This window comes from Pseudarthrobacter sp. R1 (genome assembly GCF_024494415.1).
Lineage (GTDB): Bacteria > Actinomycetota > Actinomycetes > Actinomycetales > Micrococcaceae > Arthrobacter.
The window spans coordinates 152206-166809 of the sequence record NZ_JAMKFI010000007.1; the positions used below are offsets into that span (position 1 = coordinate 152206).

The following is a 14604-nucleotide window of genomic DNA, read 5'->3' on the forward strand; positions in this document are numbered from 1 at the left end:
GACCAAGGCGTTAGAGTTAAACGGCACGTCTACCACCCGAAGGAGGGGTCATTGGGAATCTTGGACACCATCCGGAATCCGCAGGACCTGAACGAGTTGTCCGAAGAACAGCTGAAACGGCTGGCTTCGGAGGTCAGGGATTTCCTGATCACGAACGTCTCCCAGACGGGCGGGCACCTCGGTCCCAACCTTGGCGTGGTGGAACTGACGCTTGCCGTGCACCGCACCTTCGACTCGCCCCGCGACAGCATCGTTTTTGACACCGGCCACCAGTCGTACGTCCACAAGCTGCTGACCGGCCGCCAGGATTTCAGCACCCTGCGCCAGGAGGGCGGCATCTCCGGCTATCCGTCCCGTGCCGAATCCGAGCACGACATCGTGGAAAGCTCGCACGCCTCCTCGTCGCTGTCCTGGGCCGACGGTATTTCCCGGGCCCGCCAGCTCACCGGTGAAGGCGACCGGCATGTCGTCGCCGTCGTCGGGGACGGTGCCCTCACCGGGGGCATGGCCTGGGAAGCGATCAACAACATCGCCGCGGACAAGCGGCGCCGCGTGGTCATCGTAGTGAATGACAACGGCCGCTCTTACGCCCCCACCGTGGGCGGCTTTGCCGATTACCTCGCGTCCCTGCGCCCCACCATTGATTCCTTCCGCACCACGCCGGCCTACGAACGGGCGCTGGACTGGTGGAAGAAGAAGCTGCAGAGAGGCGGCCCCGCGGGCCAGTTCACCTACAAGAGCCTGCATGCCATGAAGAAGGGCATCAAGGACTGGTGGGCTCCGCAGGGCATGTTCGAAGACCTCGGCATGAAGTACATCGGCCCGGTGGACGGCCACAACCTCCAGGCCATGGAGCACGCACTGGCAACGGCGAAGCACTACGCGGGGCCCGTGATCGTGCATGCCATGACCGAAAAGGGCCACGGCTACGCTCCGGCCCGCGCGCATGAGGCGGACCAGTTCCACGCCGTGGGCATCATCGACCCCGAAACCGGGGAACCGACCGGCACCGCCGGGGCCCAGTCCTGGACCTCCGTTTTCGCTGACGAGATCGCCGCGATCGCGGATGAGCGGAAGGACGTCGTCGGCATCACCGGCGCCATGCTCATTCCCGTGGGCCTGCACAAGTTCGCGGCCCGGCACCCTGACCGGGTGATCGACGTCGGCATCGCCGAACAGCACGCCCTGACGTCCGCGGCCGGCATGGCCTTCGGCGGCCTGCACCCGGTGGTTGCCGTCTACGCCACCTTCCTGAACCGTGCCTTCGACCAGCTCCTGATGGATGTTGCCCTGCACAAGGCCGGCGTCACCATCGTTTTGGACCGCGCAGGAGTCACCGGGCCGGACGGCGCCAGCCACCACGGCATGTGGGACATGTCCATGGTCCAGATTGTCCCGGGGCTGCACCTGGCCGCACCCCGTGACGCGAGCAGGCTGCGCGAGGAACTCCGCGAAGCCGTGGCCATCAGCGACGCTCCCACAGTGGTCCGCTTCTCCAAGGGATCCGTCGGCGCCGAAGTCGAAGCGCTGGAACGCCTCAGCGACGGCGTGGACATCCTGTCCCGCAGGCCCAGCGGTTCCACCGAGAATGATGTCCTGATCATCTCCGTGGGCGCCATGTCCGAGCTCGCCCTCGACGTAGCCAACCGGCTTGGCGCGCAGGGTATCAGCACCACTGTGGTGGACCCGCGCTGGGTTCTTCCCGTTCCGCGGTCCATCATCGCGCTGGCATCGCACCACCGCCTGGTCATCTGCATCGAGGACGGCGTGCGTGCCGGCGGCGTGGGTTCACGGATCCGCCAGGAGATGCGTGCAGCCGGCGTAGACACCGCCCTGAACGAGGTGGGCCTGCCGGTTGAATTCCTGGATCACGGCACCCGCAGCCAGGTCCTGGAACGTGTGGGCCTGACTGCGCAGCAGATAACGCACGACGTCGTTGCCCAGGTCCTCGGGACAAAGGTCCCCTTTGCGCGTCCCCTGCCGGGCCAGCAGCACCCCACCACCGGCAGCCTTCCGATCCTGTGAGGGGAGAGGACTTACTGAAGTATCCGGGTGTGGTGGCCGAGCCGGAAGCTGAGGACCAGGCCGGACCAAGCCGCGAACCGCGGCATCTTGAGCCCGGCCAGCTGGTGGTCGCCCGGAACCGGAAATGGAACGGCAAGGCGCACTGGGTGGTCCCCGGGCGCTACTTGGGCGAGGACCGCCACGGCTGGTGGATCTTCCAGGGAACCAATGAATTCTGCTCCCGCCCCGGAGCGGCCTTCTACACCAGGTCCGACGCCGTCCTCCTGGTCCCGCGCGAAGGTGACTGGGTAGCCACGTTCTATGACGACGCCCACCCCGGCGGTGTACGGATCTACATCGACCTGGCCGTGGCGCACGAATGGCACCGGATCCGGCCGGGCGTCACGGAGTTCCACGTTATCGACATGGACCTGGACGTGGTCCGGACAGCAGGCCGCGGCGTGTTCATCGATGACGAGGACGAGTTCGCCGAACACCGGGTGTCCATGGATTACCCCGCAGCCCTGGTGGAAACACTCGAGGCCTGCGCGGACCAGCTTTACCAGGCCGTCAAGGCACAGCAGGCACCCTTCGACGGCACCGACGTCGAATGGTTTACAAAGGGACGGTCATGAGCGGCATTGTCAGGGTCTATAAAGGCGACGAAGAGGGCACCCTCCATTTCCGGGAGGCCTGGTTCGATGAGGACTACAACCAGTTCGTGATGAATTACGGGGCTGTGGGGCACCAGAGCAAAACCGAGGAGACAGACGTACCGGACCCCGAGGCAGCCGAAGGCCTTTTGGACGCATTTGCAGTCCAGTGCGCCGAAGACGGCTACGCGGAAATTCCCGACGAGGAACAGTTCTGGGTTGTGGCCCAGTTCGCGCTGAAAACCCGGGAGGGCACCGACAGGGACCGCTACCTCGAAGAAAAGGCAACGGACGCGCTGATCAGCCATCTCGCCTGGCGCGGACTCGGCACAGTGGAACGCTCTGAATTCACCGACTACAAGCTCAACATCTTCTGTCTCTGCCCGGACGTCAACAAAGCAGTCGCCGCCATCAAGGTCTGCAGCCGCGGCGAGGACCTGGACTTCACCAAGCTCAGCATCGGTGCAGCACCCTACAGCGATCCGCAAAACTTCAAGCTCAAGCACTCAGCCAAGCCCGCCAACACCTTCAGCCTCTAGGAGCGTATGTGACCACCTACCGCCGCGTTGGAAAGTCAGGCCTGACCGTCTCCACCGTCGGCCTGGGCTGCAACAACCTGGGCCGTGCGAACACTGCCACCGAGACGCAGGAGGCCACGGACGCGGTGGTCCACGCGGCGGTGGATGCCGGAATCACCCTGTTCGACGTCGCCGACACCTACGGCCGGGAACCCGGCCTCAGCGAAACGATGCTCGGCAAGGCCCTCGGCAACCGGCGGGCCGACGTCGTCGTTGCCACCAAATTCGGCATGGACATGAAGGGGGCCAGCGGCCCCGACTTCGGTGCCCGCGGCTCGCGCCGCTACATTATGCAGGCAGTGGAGGCCTCGCTGCGGAGGCTGGGCACCGACTGGATCGACCTCTACCAGTTCCACACCCCGGATCCGCTCACCCCCATCGACGAAACCCTGTCCGCCCTGGATACCCTCGGCAGGAGCGGCAAGGTCCGCTACATCGGACACTCCAACCGGGCCGGCTGGCAGATTGCCCAGGCGGAATACGTGGCGCGCGAACTGGGAAGCGCCCGCTTCATCTCCTCCCAGAACCATTACAACCTCCTGGACCGGCGGGCCGAGCTTGAGGTGACACCGGCCGCAGAGGAATTCGGCCTGGGCGTGCTGCCGTATTTCCCCCTCGCCAATGGCCTGCTGACCGGAAAGTACGCGCCCGGCCACGCCCCGGACGGTTCCCGGCTCAGCCACACCCGCACACACCTCGTCCACGACGCCGACTGGGACCAGCTGGACAGCTTCAGCAGCTTTGCCCGGGAACGCGGGCTGAGCGAGATCCAGGTTGCCTTCTCCTGGCTGGCAGCACAGCCGGCCGTAGCCAGCGTCATCGCCGGCGCCACGAGGCCGGAACAGGTTCGGCAGAACGCGGAATCAGCGGACTGGCTCCCCACGGAAAAGGACCTCGCCGAGCTGGACGCTATCTTCCCTGCCGCCCCCAAGGTAGCTCTGTTCTAGGACCCTCATGACCGCCTTCCTGCTGGACGTGGACACGGGCATCGACGACGCCCTGGCCCTCGCCTACCTTGCCGCCCTAACTGACACCGAGTTCGTCTGCGTCACCGCCACGCCCGGTAACGTTGACGTGGATCAGGTGGCGCGCAACACCCTGGCCCTGCTGGAACTTTGCGGCCGCAAGGGAGTGGAAGTGGCCGTGGGTGCACGCGAACCGCTGGCCATTGAGCTGCTGACCACTCCCGAAACGCACGGTCCGCAGGGCATCGGCCACGCGGTCCTGCCGGAACCGGCCGGCAAAGTCTCCGAGCGGAACGCCGTCGACCTGTGGGTGGAGCACGCGAGGGCCCGGCCGGGGGAGCTCACCGCCCTCATCACCGCACCCCTGACCAACTTCGCGCTGGCCCTGCGGCAGGAACCCCGGCTGCCGGAACTGTTGGCCAAAGTGGTGATCATGGGCGGCAGCTTTTACCATCAGGGCAATACAACGCCCACCGCGGAGTGGAACACGCACGTGGACCCGCACGCCGCCAAGGAAGTCTATGCTGCGTTCCAGGGCCGGCCGCTGGAAAAGCTTCCCATCGTGTGTTCCCTGGACACCACGGAGCGGATGGAGCTCCACCCCGCGCATGTCCGCCAACTGGCTGAGGCGGCCGGGGCAACGGTTCCCGAACTGGTGCTGCCGGAACAGCCCGAGGGCCAGCCCAGCACGTCGGACAACACCCTGATCAGGCACCTGTCTGATGCTTTGCGGTTCTATTTCGAGTTCCACCGCCACTACGACCAGGGTTACCTGGCCCACGTCCACGACTACTTCGCCGCAGGTGTTGCCGCCGGCACCCTTGACTTCGAAGCCCGTCCGGCAACCGTGGATGTGGAAACAGGCTCCCGGATGCTGATCGGCACCACGGTGGCGGACTTCCGCGGGCTCTGGGGCCAACCGCCAAACGCCCGCGTGGTGTCCACCAATTATCCGGAAGCTGCGTTCCGGGAGCTGGTGTCCGCCGTCGGCGGCCTGGCCCGGCGCCTGGGCTGAGCCCAAAAACCTTCGCAAAGCCCCCGGACAACCGCGGTAGAATAGTCCGCGGACCGGACAGGCGCAGTTGCCTGGCGGCAGCCGCCGAGGTGACATAGGCAGCGTTCCATTCCGGCCCCGGATTCGCGGGCCGGCCGTGCGCACCCCGAAGGAACTCCATGTCATCGCCCTCCCTGACGCTTCCATCTCCGGCACCGGCCGCAGCCCGCAAACGCCGGCTGCTGGAAATCCTCGGTGCCCTGGCCATCGCCGGCACTTACATCTACCTGGTCCTCAACCAGCCCGCCGACATCACCGGCGGGCCGGGAAGCGCCTCGGCCCTGATCGCCCTGTCCGGCTTCCTCGTGGGCGCCGTTCTGCTCATCGTCGCTGTCCTGCCGGCCCTGCCGACGTCCACCGTGGTGCTGATCCCCGTGGCCCTGGTGCTGAACATCGTGCTCGGCCAGTTCGTCGGCAGCACCCTGGTCCCGTTCTACCTTGATGCGATCGGTACGGTACTGATCGCGGTCCTCGCCGGCCCGGCGGCCGGTGCAGCAACCGGCGCGTTGAGCAGCATCGTCTGGTCCTTCTTCAACCCGACGGTGCTGCCGTTCGCTGCCGGCGCCGCACTCATCGGCTGCCTCGCGGGCGTGGCCGCGCGTCACGGGCTCTTCCGCCGTTTCTACCTCGCCCCTGTAGCCGGATTCGCTACCGGGATCATTGGCGGTGTGGTGTCCGCCCCGGTGGCGGCCTTCGTCTTCGGCGGCACGTCCGGGATTGCTACGGGAGCCATCGTCAGCGCCTTCCGCTCCATGGGGGACACCCTGCTCGCCGCCATCACCAAGCAGGCCCTGATCTCCGATCCCATGGACAAGGCCATCGTGTTCACGGTGGTGGCCGTGCTTGTCTACGCCCTGCCCCGCCGCGCAACGCTGCAGTTCCCGTTTGTCCGGCGGCACCGTGTGCTGGCCGGCCGGACTTCCGGACAGGACTCCTGACCTCCTGCCCATGCGACTGCATCCGCTGACGTCCCTCGCGGCTGCCGGCAGCACGGCCGTGATAACGACGGCGGCAGCCAGTTGGCCACTGTCCCTCGCCGTGATCGCGGGCGCACTCGGCCTTTCGGCCATGGGCGGCACGCTCCGGCGGCTCCTGCCTGCGGCAGCTGCCGTGCTGGTGCCGCTGTCTTTGTCGCTGCTGGTCCTGCACGGCCTGTTTTTCCCCGAAGGGCAGATCATCCTCGCCCAATGGGGCCCTGCGCGCGTCACCGCTGAAGGGCTGTCCTTCGCACGTGAGCGGGCCGCGCAGGTTTCGGCTGCCGTCCTGGCCCTGCTGGTCTTCTCCTTCAGCGTCAGCGTGCCTGACCTCGTTGCGGCGCTCTCGGCGAAAGGGGTCCAAGGCCGGTTTGCCTTCGTGCTGGCGTCAACGCTGACCCTGCTGCCGGCCATCACCTCCCGGGTGGGCCGTATCCGGCGGGCTCAGGAAGCCCGGGGGCTGGTAATCCGGCGCGGCCTGCTGCACCGGATCGCAGCTTTCCGGCTCCAGGCAGTTCCGCTGGTCTCTGCTTTGGTGGAGGACGCCGCCATCCGCGGCGCGGCCCTGGAAGCCCGCGGCTTCGGCGGCACCGGCCCCCGCACCACCTACCGGGACGTCCCGGATCCGGTTGTGGAGCGTTGGCTGCGGATCCTGCTGATGCTGGCCGCGGCGGCTGCCGTGGCGGCCCGGTTGTGGCTGGCGGGTGGCTAGGTGAAGACCTCCAGTGCCCTTGCCGCCAGCATCCGGAGTTTTGCCTTCCACGACGACGACGCGCCCGTCCTGCGCGCCGTGGACGTCTCGTTTGCCCCCGGGACGTACACCGCGATCCTCGGCGGGTCCGGAAGCGGCAAGTCTACGCTTGGCCGGCTTCTCGCGGGCTGGTTGTCTCCAGGGGCAGGCGGAAGCCTGGCAGGACAGCTCGAACTCGCGGGAACCCGCCTGCATTTCAACGGAACCGCGCACGACCCCCGCATCGACCCTGCCAGATGGGGTGAACGGGTGGGTTTCGTTCCGCAGGACGCCTCCACCGCGCTGTCCACGGTCCGCGCCACTGTAGCCGAAGAACTGGCGTTCGGCCTGGAGAATGCCGGTGTGGACCGGGCCGCCATGCGCGAAGCCGTAGAGCGTACCGCGGGCGTGCTGGGGCTGGCCGGGCTGCTGGAATGCCACCCAGGCACGCTTTCCGGCGGCCAGCTGCGGCGCCTGGCCATCGGCTGTGCAGTCATATTGGAGCCCGCGGTCCTGGTCCTGGACGAGCCCTTTGCCTCCCTTGACACAGCCGGGGCGGGCGAACTCGCACTGCTGCTCCGCAAGCTCGTGGCCGGCGGGACTGCCGTCGTCGTCCTGAGCCAGGCGATCGATGAGGTGCTGCTTGAGGCCGACCGGTGGATTGCCCTGGACGCGGGCACGGTCGCGGCCAGCGGCGCACCCGCAGAACTGATGGCGGCGCCGGAGCGTCTGCCGGCCGGCATCCGGCGGCCGGTTGCAGTTCAGCGGCCGGCGTCCGGCGCAGCCGCCTGCCAGGTGAGTGCCGCAGCTGCCCCGGTCCTGGAGCTCCGCGGCGTCCATTTCTCCTACCCGGCCACAGCAGGCCGCGGCAGGAAGGCCCGGGCAACCAGTAATAAAGCCGGCGGGTATCAGCACAACACCGTCCTGCAAGGCATCGACCTTGTGCTCCAGCCGGGGGAGATCGTTGCCGTGACCGGACCGAATGGTGCGGGTAAATCCACGCTCTTACGCCATCTCAACGGTCTGCTGCAGCCCGCGACCGGCTCCGTCCTCGTTAACGGGAAGGACATTGCCGGACTGCCGGTTGGGGAGGTGGCCGCTTCCGTGGGGCTCCTTTTCCAGAACCCGCGCGACCAGCTCTTCGAACGGACTGCTGCCCGTGAGGTGCGGTTCGGCCTGGACCGGCGGTTCGGTGCAGGCGAGGCGGCGGAAAGAACCGCTGCTGCCCTGGCCGCCGTGGGTCTATCCGGGGTTGCCCAGGACCACCCGGCCGAGCTGCCGGCCTCCGGGCAGCGGCTGCTGGCGCTGGCCACGGTGCTTGCCCGCAGGCCGTCGCTTATTGCCCTGGACGAGCCCACGGTTGCCCTGGACGGCGACGGCCTGGCTGTGCTGGACAACGCGGTACGGTCCGCCGCAGCGGCGGGCGCCGCCGTCGTCCTGGTCACCCACGACGTGCCCTACGCCCGCACGCTGGCGGACCGCTTGTTGACGCTCGACGGCGGGCGTCTGCCGTGAGGCTGACGCGGGCAAGGCAAGGGGCCCCGTCCAAGGCAAGGGGCTCCGTCCAAGGCAAAGGGCTCCGTCCGGAAGAACCGGACGAAGCCCCTGCGCTTGTGAACGAACTCCTGCGTGCGCCAGGCCAGTCTCAGCCGGCGGGCATGCCTGCCATGGTCCCGGCAGGCCGGGACGCCACACCCGGAGGCAGGAACCGCTTGCCGTTGACCCGCTCGGAGGCGCCCACCCGGTCAAGGTAGGGTGTGATGCCGCCCAGGAACATCGGCCAACCGGCGCCGAGGATCATGCAGAGGTCGATGTCTTCCGGCCCTGCCACCACCCCTTCCTCCAGCATCAGGCCGATTTCCTCGGCGAGGGCATCCTGGGTGCGGCGCAGGACTTCGTCGGCGCTTGAGGGGCTGGTCCCGAAGGACATCAGTGACAACGTGGACTGTGGAATCTCCTGTGCGCCGTCTGGACCGGGAGTCCAGAGGCTCTTCACACCGTTGTCGATCAGTTTCTGCAGGTTGGCAGAAACGGTAAACCGATCACCAAACGCGGCGTGCAGCGACTCCTGGACGTGCTGGGCCACCGGCAGCCCCACCATGGCGCCGAGGGTGAAAGGCGTCATGGGCAGTCCCATGGGCCGCAGCGCGTTGTCGGCCACCTCAGCGGGGGTTCCCTCATCAAAGGCTGCCGTCACTTCGCCCATCAGGCGCAGCAGGATCCGGTTGACCACGAACGCGGCGGCGTCCTTGACCAGCACTCCGGTCTTTTTGAGGGACTTGGCGAGCTCAAAGGCGGTGGCCAGTACGGCGTCGTCGGTCTTCGGGGCGCGGACGATTTCCAGCAGCGGCATCACGGCCACCGGGTTGAAGAAGTGGAAGCCCACCAGTCGTTCCGGGTGCCGGAGGTCCTCCGCCATGGCCGTGACGGACAGCGAGGACGTATTGGTGGCCAGGATGCATTCCGGCGTAACAATGGCCTCGAGCTCGGCGAACACCTGCTTCTTGACGTTCAGCTCTTCAAATACGGCTTCAATCACGAAGTCGGCATCGGCGAAAACATCCTTGGAAACGGAACCTGTCACCAGCGCCTTCGTGCGGTTGGCGGCGTCCTGGCTGATCCGCTGCTTGCCCAGGAGCTTGTCCACCTCGGCGTGGACGTAGCCCACCCCTTTGTCCACCCGGGCCTGGTCGATGTCCGTCATGACCACCGGTACCTTGAGCTGACGGGCGAAGAGCACTGCCAGCTGACTGGCCATCAGGCCGGCGCCGACGACGCCCACCTTGGTGACGGGCCGGGCCAGCGTGCGGTCGGGGGCGCCGGCCGGGCGCTTGGACCGCTTCTGGACCAGGTCCAGGAAGGCGTAAACGGTGGCACGGAACTCGTCCGTCTGCATGAGTTCGGCGAGGGTTTCGCACTCCAGCGCCGCAGACTCGGCCTGGCTCATGGTGCGGTTGGCTTCGAGGATGTCCAGGACCTTGGCCGGAGCCGGTGCTGCATTGGACGTCTTGGCTTCCACCAGTGCCCGCCCGGCTGCCACGGCACCCGCCCAGCGGGCTGCTGTCTCCGGGGCAGCGGGGTCGACGGCGTTGGGCCGTTCCGCCGTCACCTCGCCCGTGATGACTTTCGCGGCCCAGGCAAGGGACTGCTCCAGGAAATCCGCCGGCTCGAACATGGCGTCGGCGATGCCGAGCGAGAAGGCCTCCAGGCCGGAAAGAGTCCTGTTGTTGCTCAGCGGGTTTTCGATCATGACCTTCACGGCGTTTTCCGGGCCGATGAGCCGCGGCAGGATGTAGACGCCGCCCCAGCCCGGGACGAGGCCAATGAACGCTTCCGGCAGCGCCAAAGCTCCCGCCCCCGTGGACACTGTGCGATAGGTGGACTGGAGGGCAATCTCCAGGCCGCCGCCCAGCGCTGCGCCGTTGATGAAGGCGAAGCTGGGTACGCCCAGGTTGGCCAGCGTGCTGTAGACGTCGTGGCCCAGCTGTGCCATCCACAAACCGTGCTCGCGTTTGTCCAGGGTCTTAACCGTGGAGAGGTCCGCGCCGGCCACCAGGTAGTAGGGCTTGCCCGTGACGCCCACTCCCACGATGTCGCCCCGGCGTGCCCGCTCCCGGAGTTCCTCGAGCACCGTGCCCAGTTCCACCAGCGTGTTGGGCCCCAGTGTGGTGGGCTTGGAGTGGTCCAGGCCGTTGTCCAGTGTAATGAGGGCGAACGTGCCCGGGCCGGGCTTTCCGTCCGGGCCCGGGAGTTCGATGTCCTGGACGTAGGAATGCGTCACGGTTTCATGGGGGAAGAGGTCGGCAAGCTTGGTGAAATCTGCGGCGCTCATGCTGCTCCTTCGGAAACGTCTTCGGTAGTGGCGGATTCCGCTGGCTGGGTTCCGCTGTAGTCGGCGTGGTGCGGGTTCTCCCAGATGACAGTGGCACCCATTCCCAGTCCCACGCACATGGTGGTGATCCCGTATCGGACCGAGGGGTCTTCCTCGAACTGCCGGGCAAGTTGGTTCATGAGCCGCACTCCGGACGAAGCGAGGGGGTGGCCCACCGCGATGGCTCCGCCGTAACGGTTAACCCGGGGATCGTCGTCGGATATGCCGAAATGTTCCAGGAAGCTCAGCACCTGGACGGCGAAGGCTTCGTTGATTTCGAACAGCCCGATGTCCCCGATGGAGAGCCCGGCATTTCTCAGGGCCTTCTCGGTGGCGGGAACAGGGCCGATGCCCATCACCTCGGGCTCAACGCCGGCGTAGGCGTAGCTGACCAAACGCATGCGGACCGGCAATCCCAGTTCGACGGCGGCTTCGGCCGATGCCACGATGGCGGCCGTGGCGCCGTCATTCAGGCCTGCCGCGTTTCCTGCGGTGACACGGCCGTGGGCGCGGAACGGGGTGCGGAGGCTGGCGAGGTCAGCCAGGGTAGTGCCGGGGCGCGGCGGCTCGTCCACCGTGTTCAGGGTCCAGCCCTGGCCGGGCTTCAGGGTTGCTACCGGCACCAGGTCCGGCTGGATCTTGCCGTCGCGGCGGGCTTCTTCAAACTTCGTCTGTGACGCCACCGCGTAGGCGTCGGTCCGTTCCTTGGTGATGGAGGGAAAACGGTCGTGCAGGTTCTCGGCGGTGTTGCCCATGTTGAGCGCTGCCGGATCGACCAGCCGTTCGGACATAAACCGCGGGTTGGGGTCCGTCCCGGAGCCCATGGGGTGGTTGCCCATGTGCTCGACGCCGCCGGCAATCACGACGTCGTAGGCGCCAAAACCGATCCCGCCCGCTGTGGAGGTTACGGCTGTCATGGCCCCGGCGCACATGCGGTCGATGGCAAACCCCGGAACAGTCCGGGGGAGTCCCGCGAGGAGGGCCGCTGTCCGTCCGAGGGTCAGGCCCTGGTCCCCGCTTTGCGTAGTGGCAGCGATGGCCACTTCGTCGATGCGCGCCGGTGGCAGCGACGGGTTCCGGCGCAGCAGTTCGCGGAGGCACTTCACTATCAGGTCATCCGCCCGGGTGCCGGCGTAGATGCCTTTTTCTCCCGCCCGGCCGAAGGGGGTGCGGAGGCCGTCGACAAAAACGACGTCCCGGACAGTGCGGTTGGACGCGCTGCTTCCGTTGTTGCTCACGTGTAACTCCTCATCGAGACGTAGGCGTCAGTGCGCGCCGCAGGGCGGCAGGCAACTGAACGGCAGTACCCCCGATGTTACTCGCGAGTAACTTAGGCCGCAAGGCGTTAATGAAGGAACGCTCTCTCACTTAATGCCCCTTTTCGACCAACGCTCTCTCACTTTCTTTAAGAGAGTGAGAGAGCGTTGCCAATATTTGTGCATTAAGTGAGAGAGCGTTTGGGTTTGGGAGATTGTGGCCGCCAGCGGGACCTATTGGCGGGCTGCCGGAGCGGCGTCCGGTTTGGGTTCCTTCGGTGGCAGTGGCTGCGGGTTGAGGAAGGCGTGCGTGATCAGGGGCGCAGCAAGTTCCACCTGCCATGCGCGCGCGCCGAGGGCGCGCAACTCGGCTGCTACTGATTCTTCGCTGACCTCTGCAGGGGGCCGCCACGCCACCCGGCGCAAGTAGTCGGGGGTCAGCAGATTCTCCAGGGGAAGGTTGAGCTGGTCGGCTTTCTCCTGCAGCAGTGGCCGGGCGGTGGCCAGCCGTGCAGCAGCCTCAGGATCGCGGTCAGCCCAGACCCGCGGCGGCGGCGGCGCGTTCGTGGCCAGGTGCAGCGGCGGAAGCTCCTCCAGGTCCCGGGCCGTCGCGATGCAGCGCAGCCACCGGGGAGCTTCGCGCTGCGCCGCCCGCCCGTGGAAGCCCTTGGTGCCCAGCAGTTGGGGCACCGTGGACGGCATGGCCTTGGCCGCGGCCACTAAAGCCGAGTCCGGGATGAGCCTTCCCGGGGCCACGTCCCGCTTCTGCGCCAGGGAGTCCCGTTCCAGCCACAGCTCCCGGACGGCCGCCAGCTGCCGCCGGTCGCGGATCTGGTGAAGGCCAGACGTTTTCCGCCACGGGTCGACGCGCGGCGGAGCGAGGCCGGCAGCCAGGATCGCGGCGAACTCCTGCTGCGCGTACTCCAGCTTGCCGTCGGCCTCCAGCAATTCAATGAGCTCTTCGCGCAGTTCCGTCAGGACCTCGACGTCCAGTGCCGCGTACCGCAGCCAGGGTTCGGGAAGGGGCCGGGTGGACCAGTCAGCGGCCGAGTGCTCCTTGGCCAGCCCGAATCCCAGCAGCTGTTCGATAACGGCGGCAAGGCCCACCCTGGGCAGGCCTGCCAGGCGGGCGGCCAGTTCGGTGTCAAAGAGCTTGTCCGGCCACATGCCGAGTTCGGACAGGCAGGGCAGGTCCTGGCTGGCCGCGTGCAGGATCCATTCGACGCCGCGGAGGGACTCGTTGATGATGGCCAGGTTGTCGAAGGGTTCGGGGTCGATCAGCCAGGTTCCGGCGCCCTCGCGGCGGATTTGGACGAGGAAGGCACGCTGCCCGTAGCGGAAGCCGGAGGCCCGCTCTGCATCAACGCCCGCCGGACCGGTTCCGGCGGCGATGGCAGCTGCGCACCGCTCCAGCCCGGCTTGCGATTCGATGACCAGCGGAACGCCGTCGCGGGGCGAATCGAGCTCGACGATTTCGGGGATGGAGCTGTCAAAGCCTTCCACCGTGATCTGGGGTGCGGTATCAGCAGCCGGAGCGCCGGCCGTGGTGTTTTCCGGAATGTTAGGGGTCATGATGCCTTTAGTTTACCGGCCGGCCGGTTCCGGACTGCCTTTCGGACCACACCGGACGCGCCACGAGCCATGCTGCTAGTTCCGGCGCCGGTGCGTTAGCGGGGTGACACCCTCGGGGAGGGGCGGCAGGCCGGCGAAAGTGCACACCATGTCGGACCAGGCCTCCAAGTGTGCTGTCACGTCCGACGTCGCCGGGGTCCAGGAGGCCCGGAGCTCGATGTCGATGGAGCCGGGCCGCTCCGCAAGTGTTCCGAAGCTTTCGGACAGGACCCTGGTGGCTGTGCCGCCGGCTGCCCTGTACGGGGCTTTGTGGTTTTCGAGTGCCTCCACCAGCCACGTCCATGCCACCGTACCCAGCATCTCGTCGTTGCCCATCTCCGGCTCCAGCTGGGCGCGGATGTAGGTGACGATGCGGAACTCGCCGTCCCAGACTGCAGAGCCTTCGGGGTCGTGGAGCAGGATGAAGCGGCCCGTGGCCAACTCTGTTTCGTCGTCGTCCGCTGTTCCTGACGCAGCCGCCAACGCCATGGCGGCCGGACCGTGCAGGGGAGTGGCGGTGCCCGGCCCCGGTGCCAGGACTTCCGCGCCAAGCGCTACGGCGAAGGGCGCCAGCCGTGCAGGCGCGGGAATCTCCGCAAGGTGGAGTTCCCCGCGGCACTGGGCTTTCCTGAGGGTTCCCAGAGCGTGGAGAAATTCCGGGGGAACCTTGTCAAGTGCGTTCACCTTCGCAGGTTACGCAACCATGCTGGTGACGGCGGGAAGGCTCGCCGTCACCAGACGCCGTCTAGATGAGTAAGTCCTATTGCCGTGGCGGGGCGCTGGAGCTTTTAAAGTAGGGCGGAGAGTGTTAAGCCGGGGTTGTGAACTCGCAACTAAACACTCTCCTGACCACACTTTACGTCTATTTGGATGACCACGTGCTGCCGGACCTGGGTGTGTCCAGGGCT

12 protein-coding genes are annotated in these 14604 nt (G+C 67.0%); 8 read left to right on the plus strand and 4 right to left on the minus strand.

Annotation, left to right across the window (positions count from 1 at the left end; genetic code table 11):
- Positions 1-51: 51 nt before the first annotated feature.
- The 8 genes from dxs to M8J71_RS08560 all read left to right on the plus strand — a co-directional run bounded on the left by dxs (position 52) and on the right by M8J71_RS08560 (position 8473).
- Positions 52-2025 (plus strand): 1-deoxy-D-xylulose-5-phosphate synthase, encoded by a 1974-nt coding sequence (gene dxs, locus M8J71_RS08525; RefSeq protein WP_256247496.1) that lies wholly within the window; start codon positions 52-54, stop codon positions 2023-2025.
- Complete coding sequence (locus M8J71_RS08530) at positions 2022-2639, plus strand: DUF402 domain-containing protein (protein ID WP_374114826.1); 618 nt, start codon at positions 2022-2024, stop codon at positions 2637-2639. The genes dxs and M8J71_RS08530 overlap by 4 nt, the downstream gene beginning before the upstream one ends.
- On the plus strand, positions 2636-3196 hold the full coding sequence (locus M8J71_RS08535) for a hypothetical protein (RefSeq protein WP_256247498.1): 561 nt from the start codon (positions 2636-2638) through the stop codon (positions 3194-3196). The genes M8J71_RS08530 and M8J71_RS08535 overlap by 4 nt, the downstream gene beginning before the upstream one ends.
- 8 nt (positions 3197-3204) lie before the next feature.
- Positions 3205-4182: an aldo/keto reductase gene (locus M8J71_RS08540; RefSeq protein ID WP_256247499.1), complete on the plus strand. Its 978-nt coding sequence runs from the start codon at positions 3205-3207 to the stop codon at positions 4180-4182.
- 7 nt (positions 4183-4189) lie between these two features.
- On the plus strand, positions 4190-5215 hold the full coding sequence (locus tag M8J71_RS08545) for a nucleoside hydrolase (RefSeq protein WP_256247500.1): 1026 nt from the start codon (positions 4190-4192) through the stop codon (positions 5213-5215).
- 158 nt (positions 5216-5373) lie between these two features.
- A complete protein-coding gene (locus M8J71_RS08550) occupies positions 5374-6192 on the plus strand; it encodes an ECF transporter S component (RefSeq protein WP_256247501.1) in 819 nt (272 codons plus the stop codon).
- A 10-nt stretch (positions 6193-6202) separates the two neighbouring features.
- Positions 6203-6940, plus strand: coding sequence for an energy-coupling factor transporter transmembrane component T (locus M8J71_RS08555; RefSeq protein WP_256247502.1), 738 nt, complete (start codon positions 6203-6205; stop codon positions 6938-6940).
- Entirely contained in the window at positions 6941-8473 is a 1533-nt protein-coding gene (locus M8J71_RS08560) for an ABC transporter ATP-binding protein (RefSeq protein WP_256247503.1), read from the plus strand.
- A 130-nt stretch (positions 8474-8603) separates the two neighbouring features.
- Here M8J71_RS08560 and M8J71_RS08565 read toward each other — a convergent pair whose 3' ends face one another.
- The 4 genes from M8J71_RS08565 to M8J71_RS08580 all read right to left on the minus strand — a co-directional run bounded on the left by M8J71_RS08565 (position 8604) and on the right by M8J71_RS08580 (position 14380).
- The gene (locus tag M8J71_RS08565) at positions 8604-10790 is read right to left on the minus strand and encodes a 3-hydroxyacyl-CoA dehydrogenase NAD-binding domain-containing protein (protein WP_256247504.1); all 2187 of its coding nucleotides are present in this window, start codon (positions 10788-10790) and stop codon (positions 8604-8606) included.
- Entirely contained in the window at positions 10787-12067 is a 1281-nt protein-coding gene (locus M8J71_RS08570) for a thiolase family protein (protein WP_256247505.1), read from the minus strand. Before M8J71_RS08570 ends, M8J71_RS08565 begins: the two co-directional genes overlap by 4 nt.
- A 252-nt stretch (positions 12068-12319) precedes the next feature.
- The gene (locus tag M8J71_RS08575) at positions 12320-13657 is read right to left on the minus strand and encodes an HRDC domain-containing protein (protein ID WP_256247506.1); all 1338 of its coding nucleotides are present in this window, start codon (positions 13655-13657) and stop codon (positions 12320-12322) included.
- A gap of 75 nt (positions 13658-13732) precedes the next feature.
- Entirely contained in the window at positions 13733-14380 is a 648-nt protein-coding gene (locus M8J71_RS08580; RefSeq protein ID WP_256247507.1) for a DUF3000 domain-containing protein, read from the minus strand.
- Between the last annotated feature and the right edge of the window lie 224 nt (positions 14381-14604).

Coding starts and splice junctions, on each gene's coding strand:
- M8J71_RS08535 (WP_256247498.1), top strand. CDS start 2,636: ATGAGCGGCATTGTCAGGGTCTATAAAGGCGACGAAGAGGGCACCCTC.
- M8J71_RS08545 (WP_256247500.1), top strand. CDS start 4,190: ATGACCGCCTTCCTGCTGGACGTGGACACGGGCATCGACGACGCCCTG.
- M8J71_RS08550 (WP_256247501.1), top strand. CDS start 5,374: ATGTCATCGCCCTCCCTGACGCTTCCATCTCCGGCACCGGCCGCAGCC.
- M8J71_RS08555 (WP_256247502.1), top strand. CDS start 6,203: ATGCGACTGCATCCGCTGACGTCCCTCGCGGCTGCCGGCAGCACGGCC.
- M8J71_RS08565 (WP_256247504.1), bottom strand. CDS start 10,790: ATGAGCGCCGCAGATTTCACCAAGCTTGCCGACCTCTTCCCCCATGAA.
- M8J71_RS08575 (WP_256247506.1), bottom strand. CDS start 13,657: ATGACCCCTAACATTCCGGAAAACACCACGGCCGGCGCTCCGGCTGCT.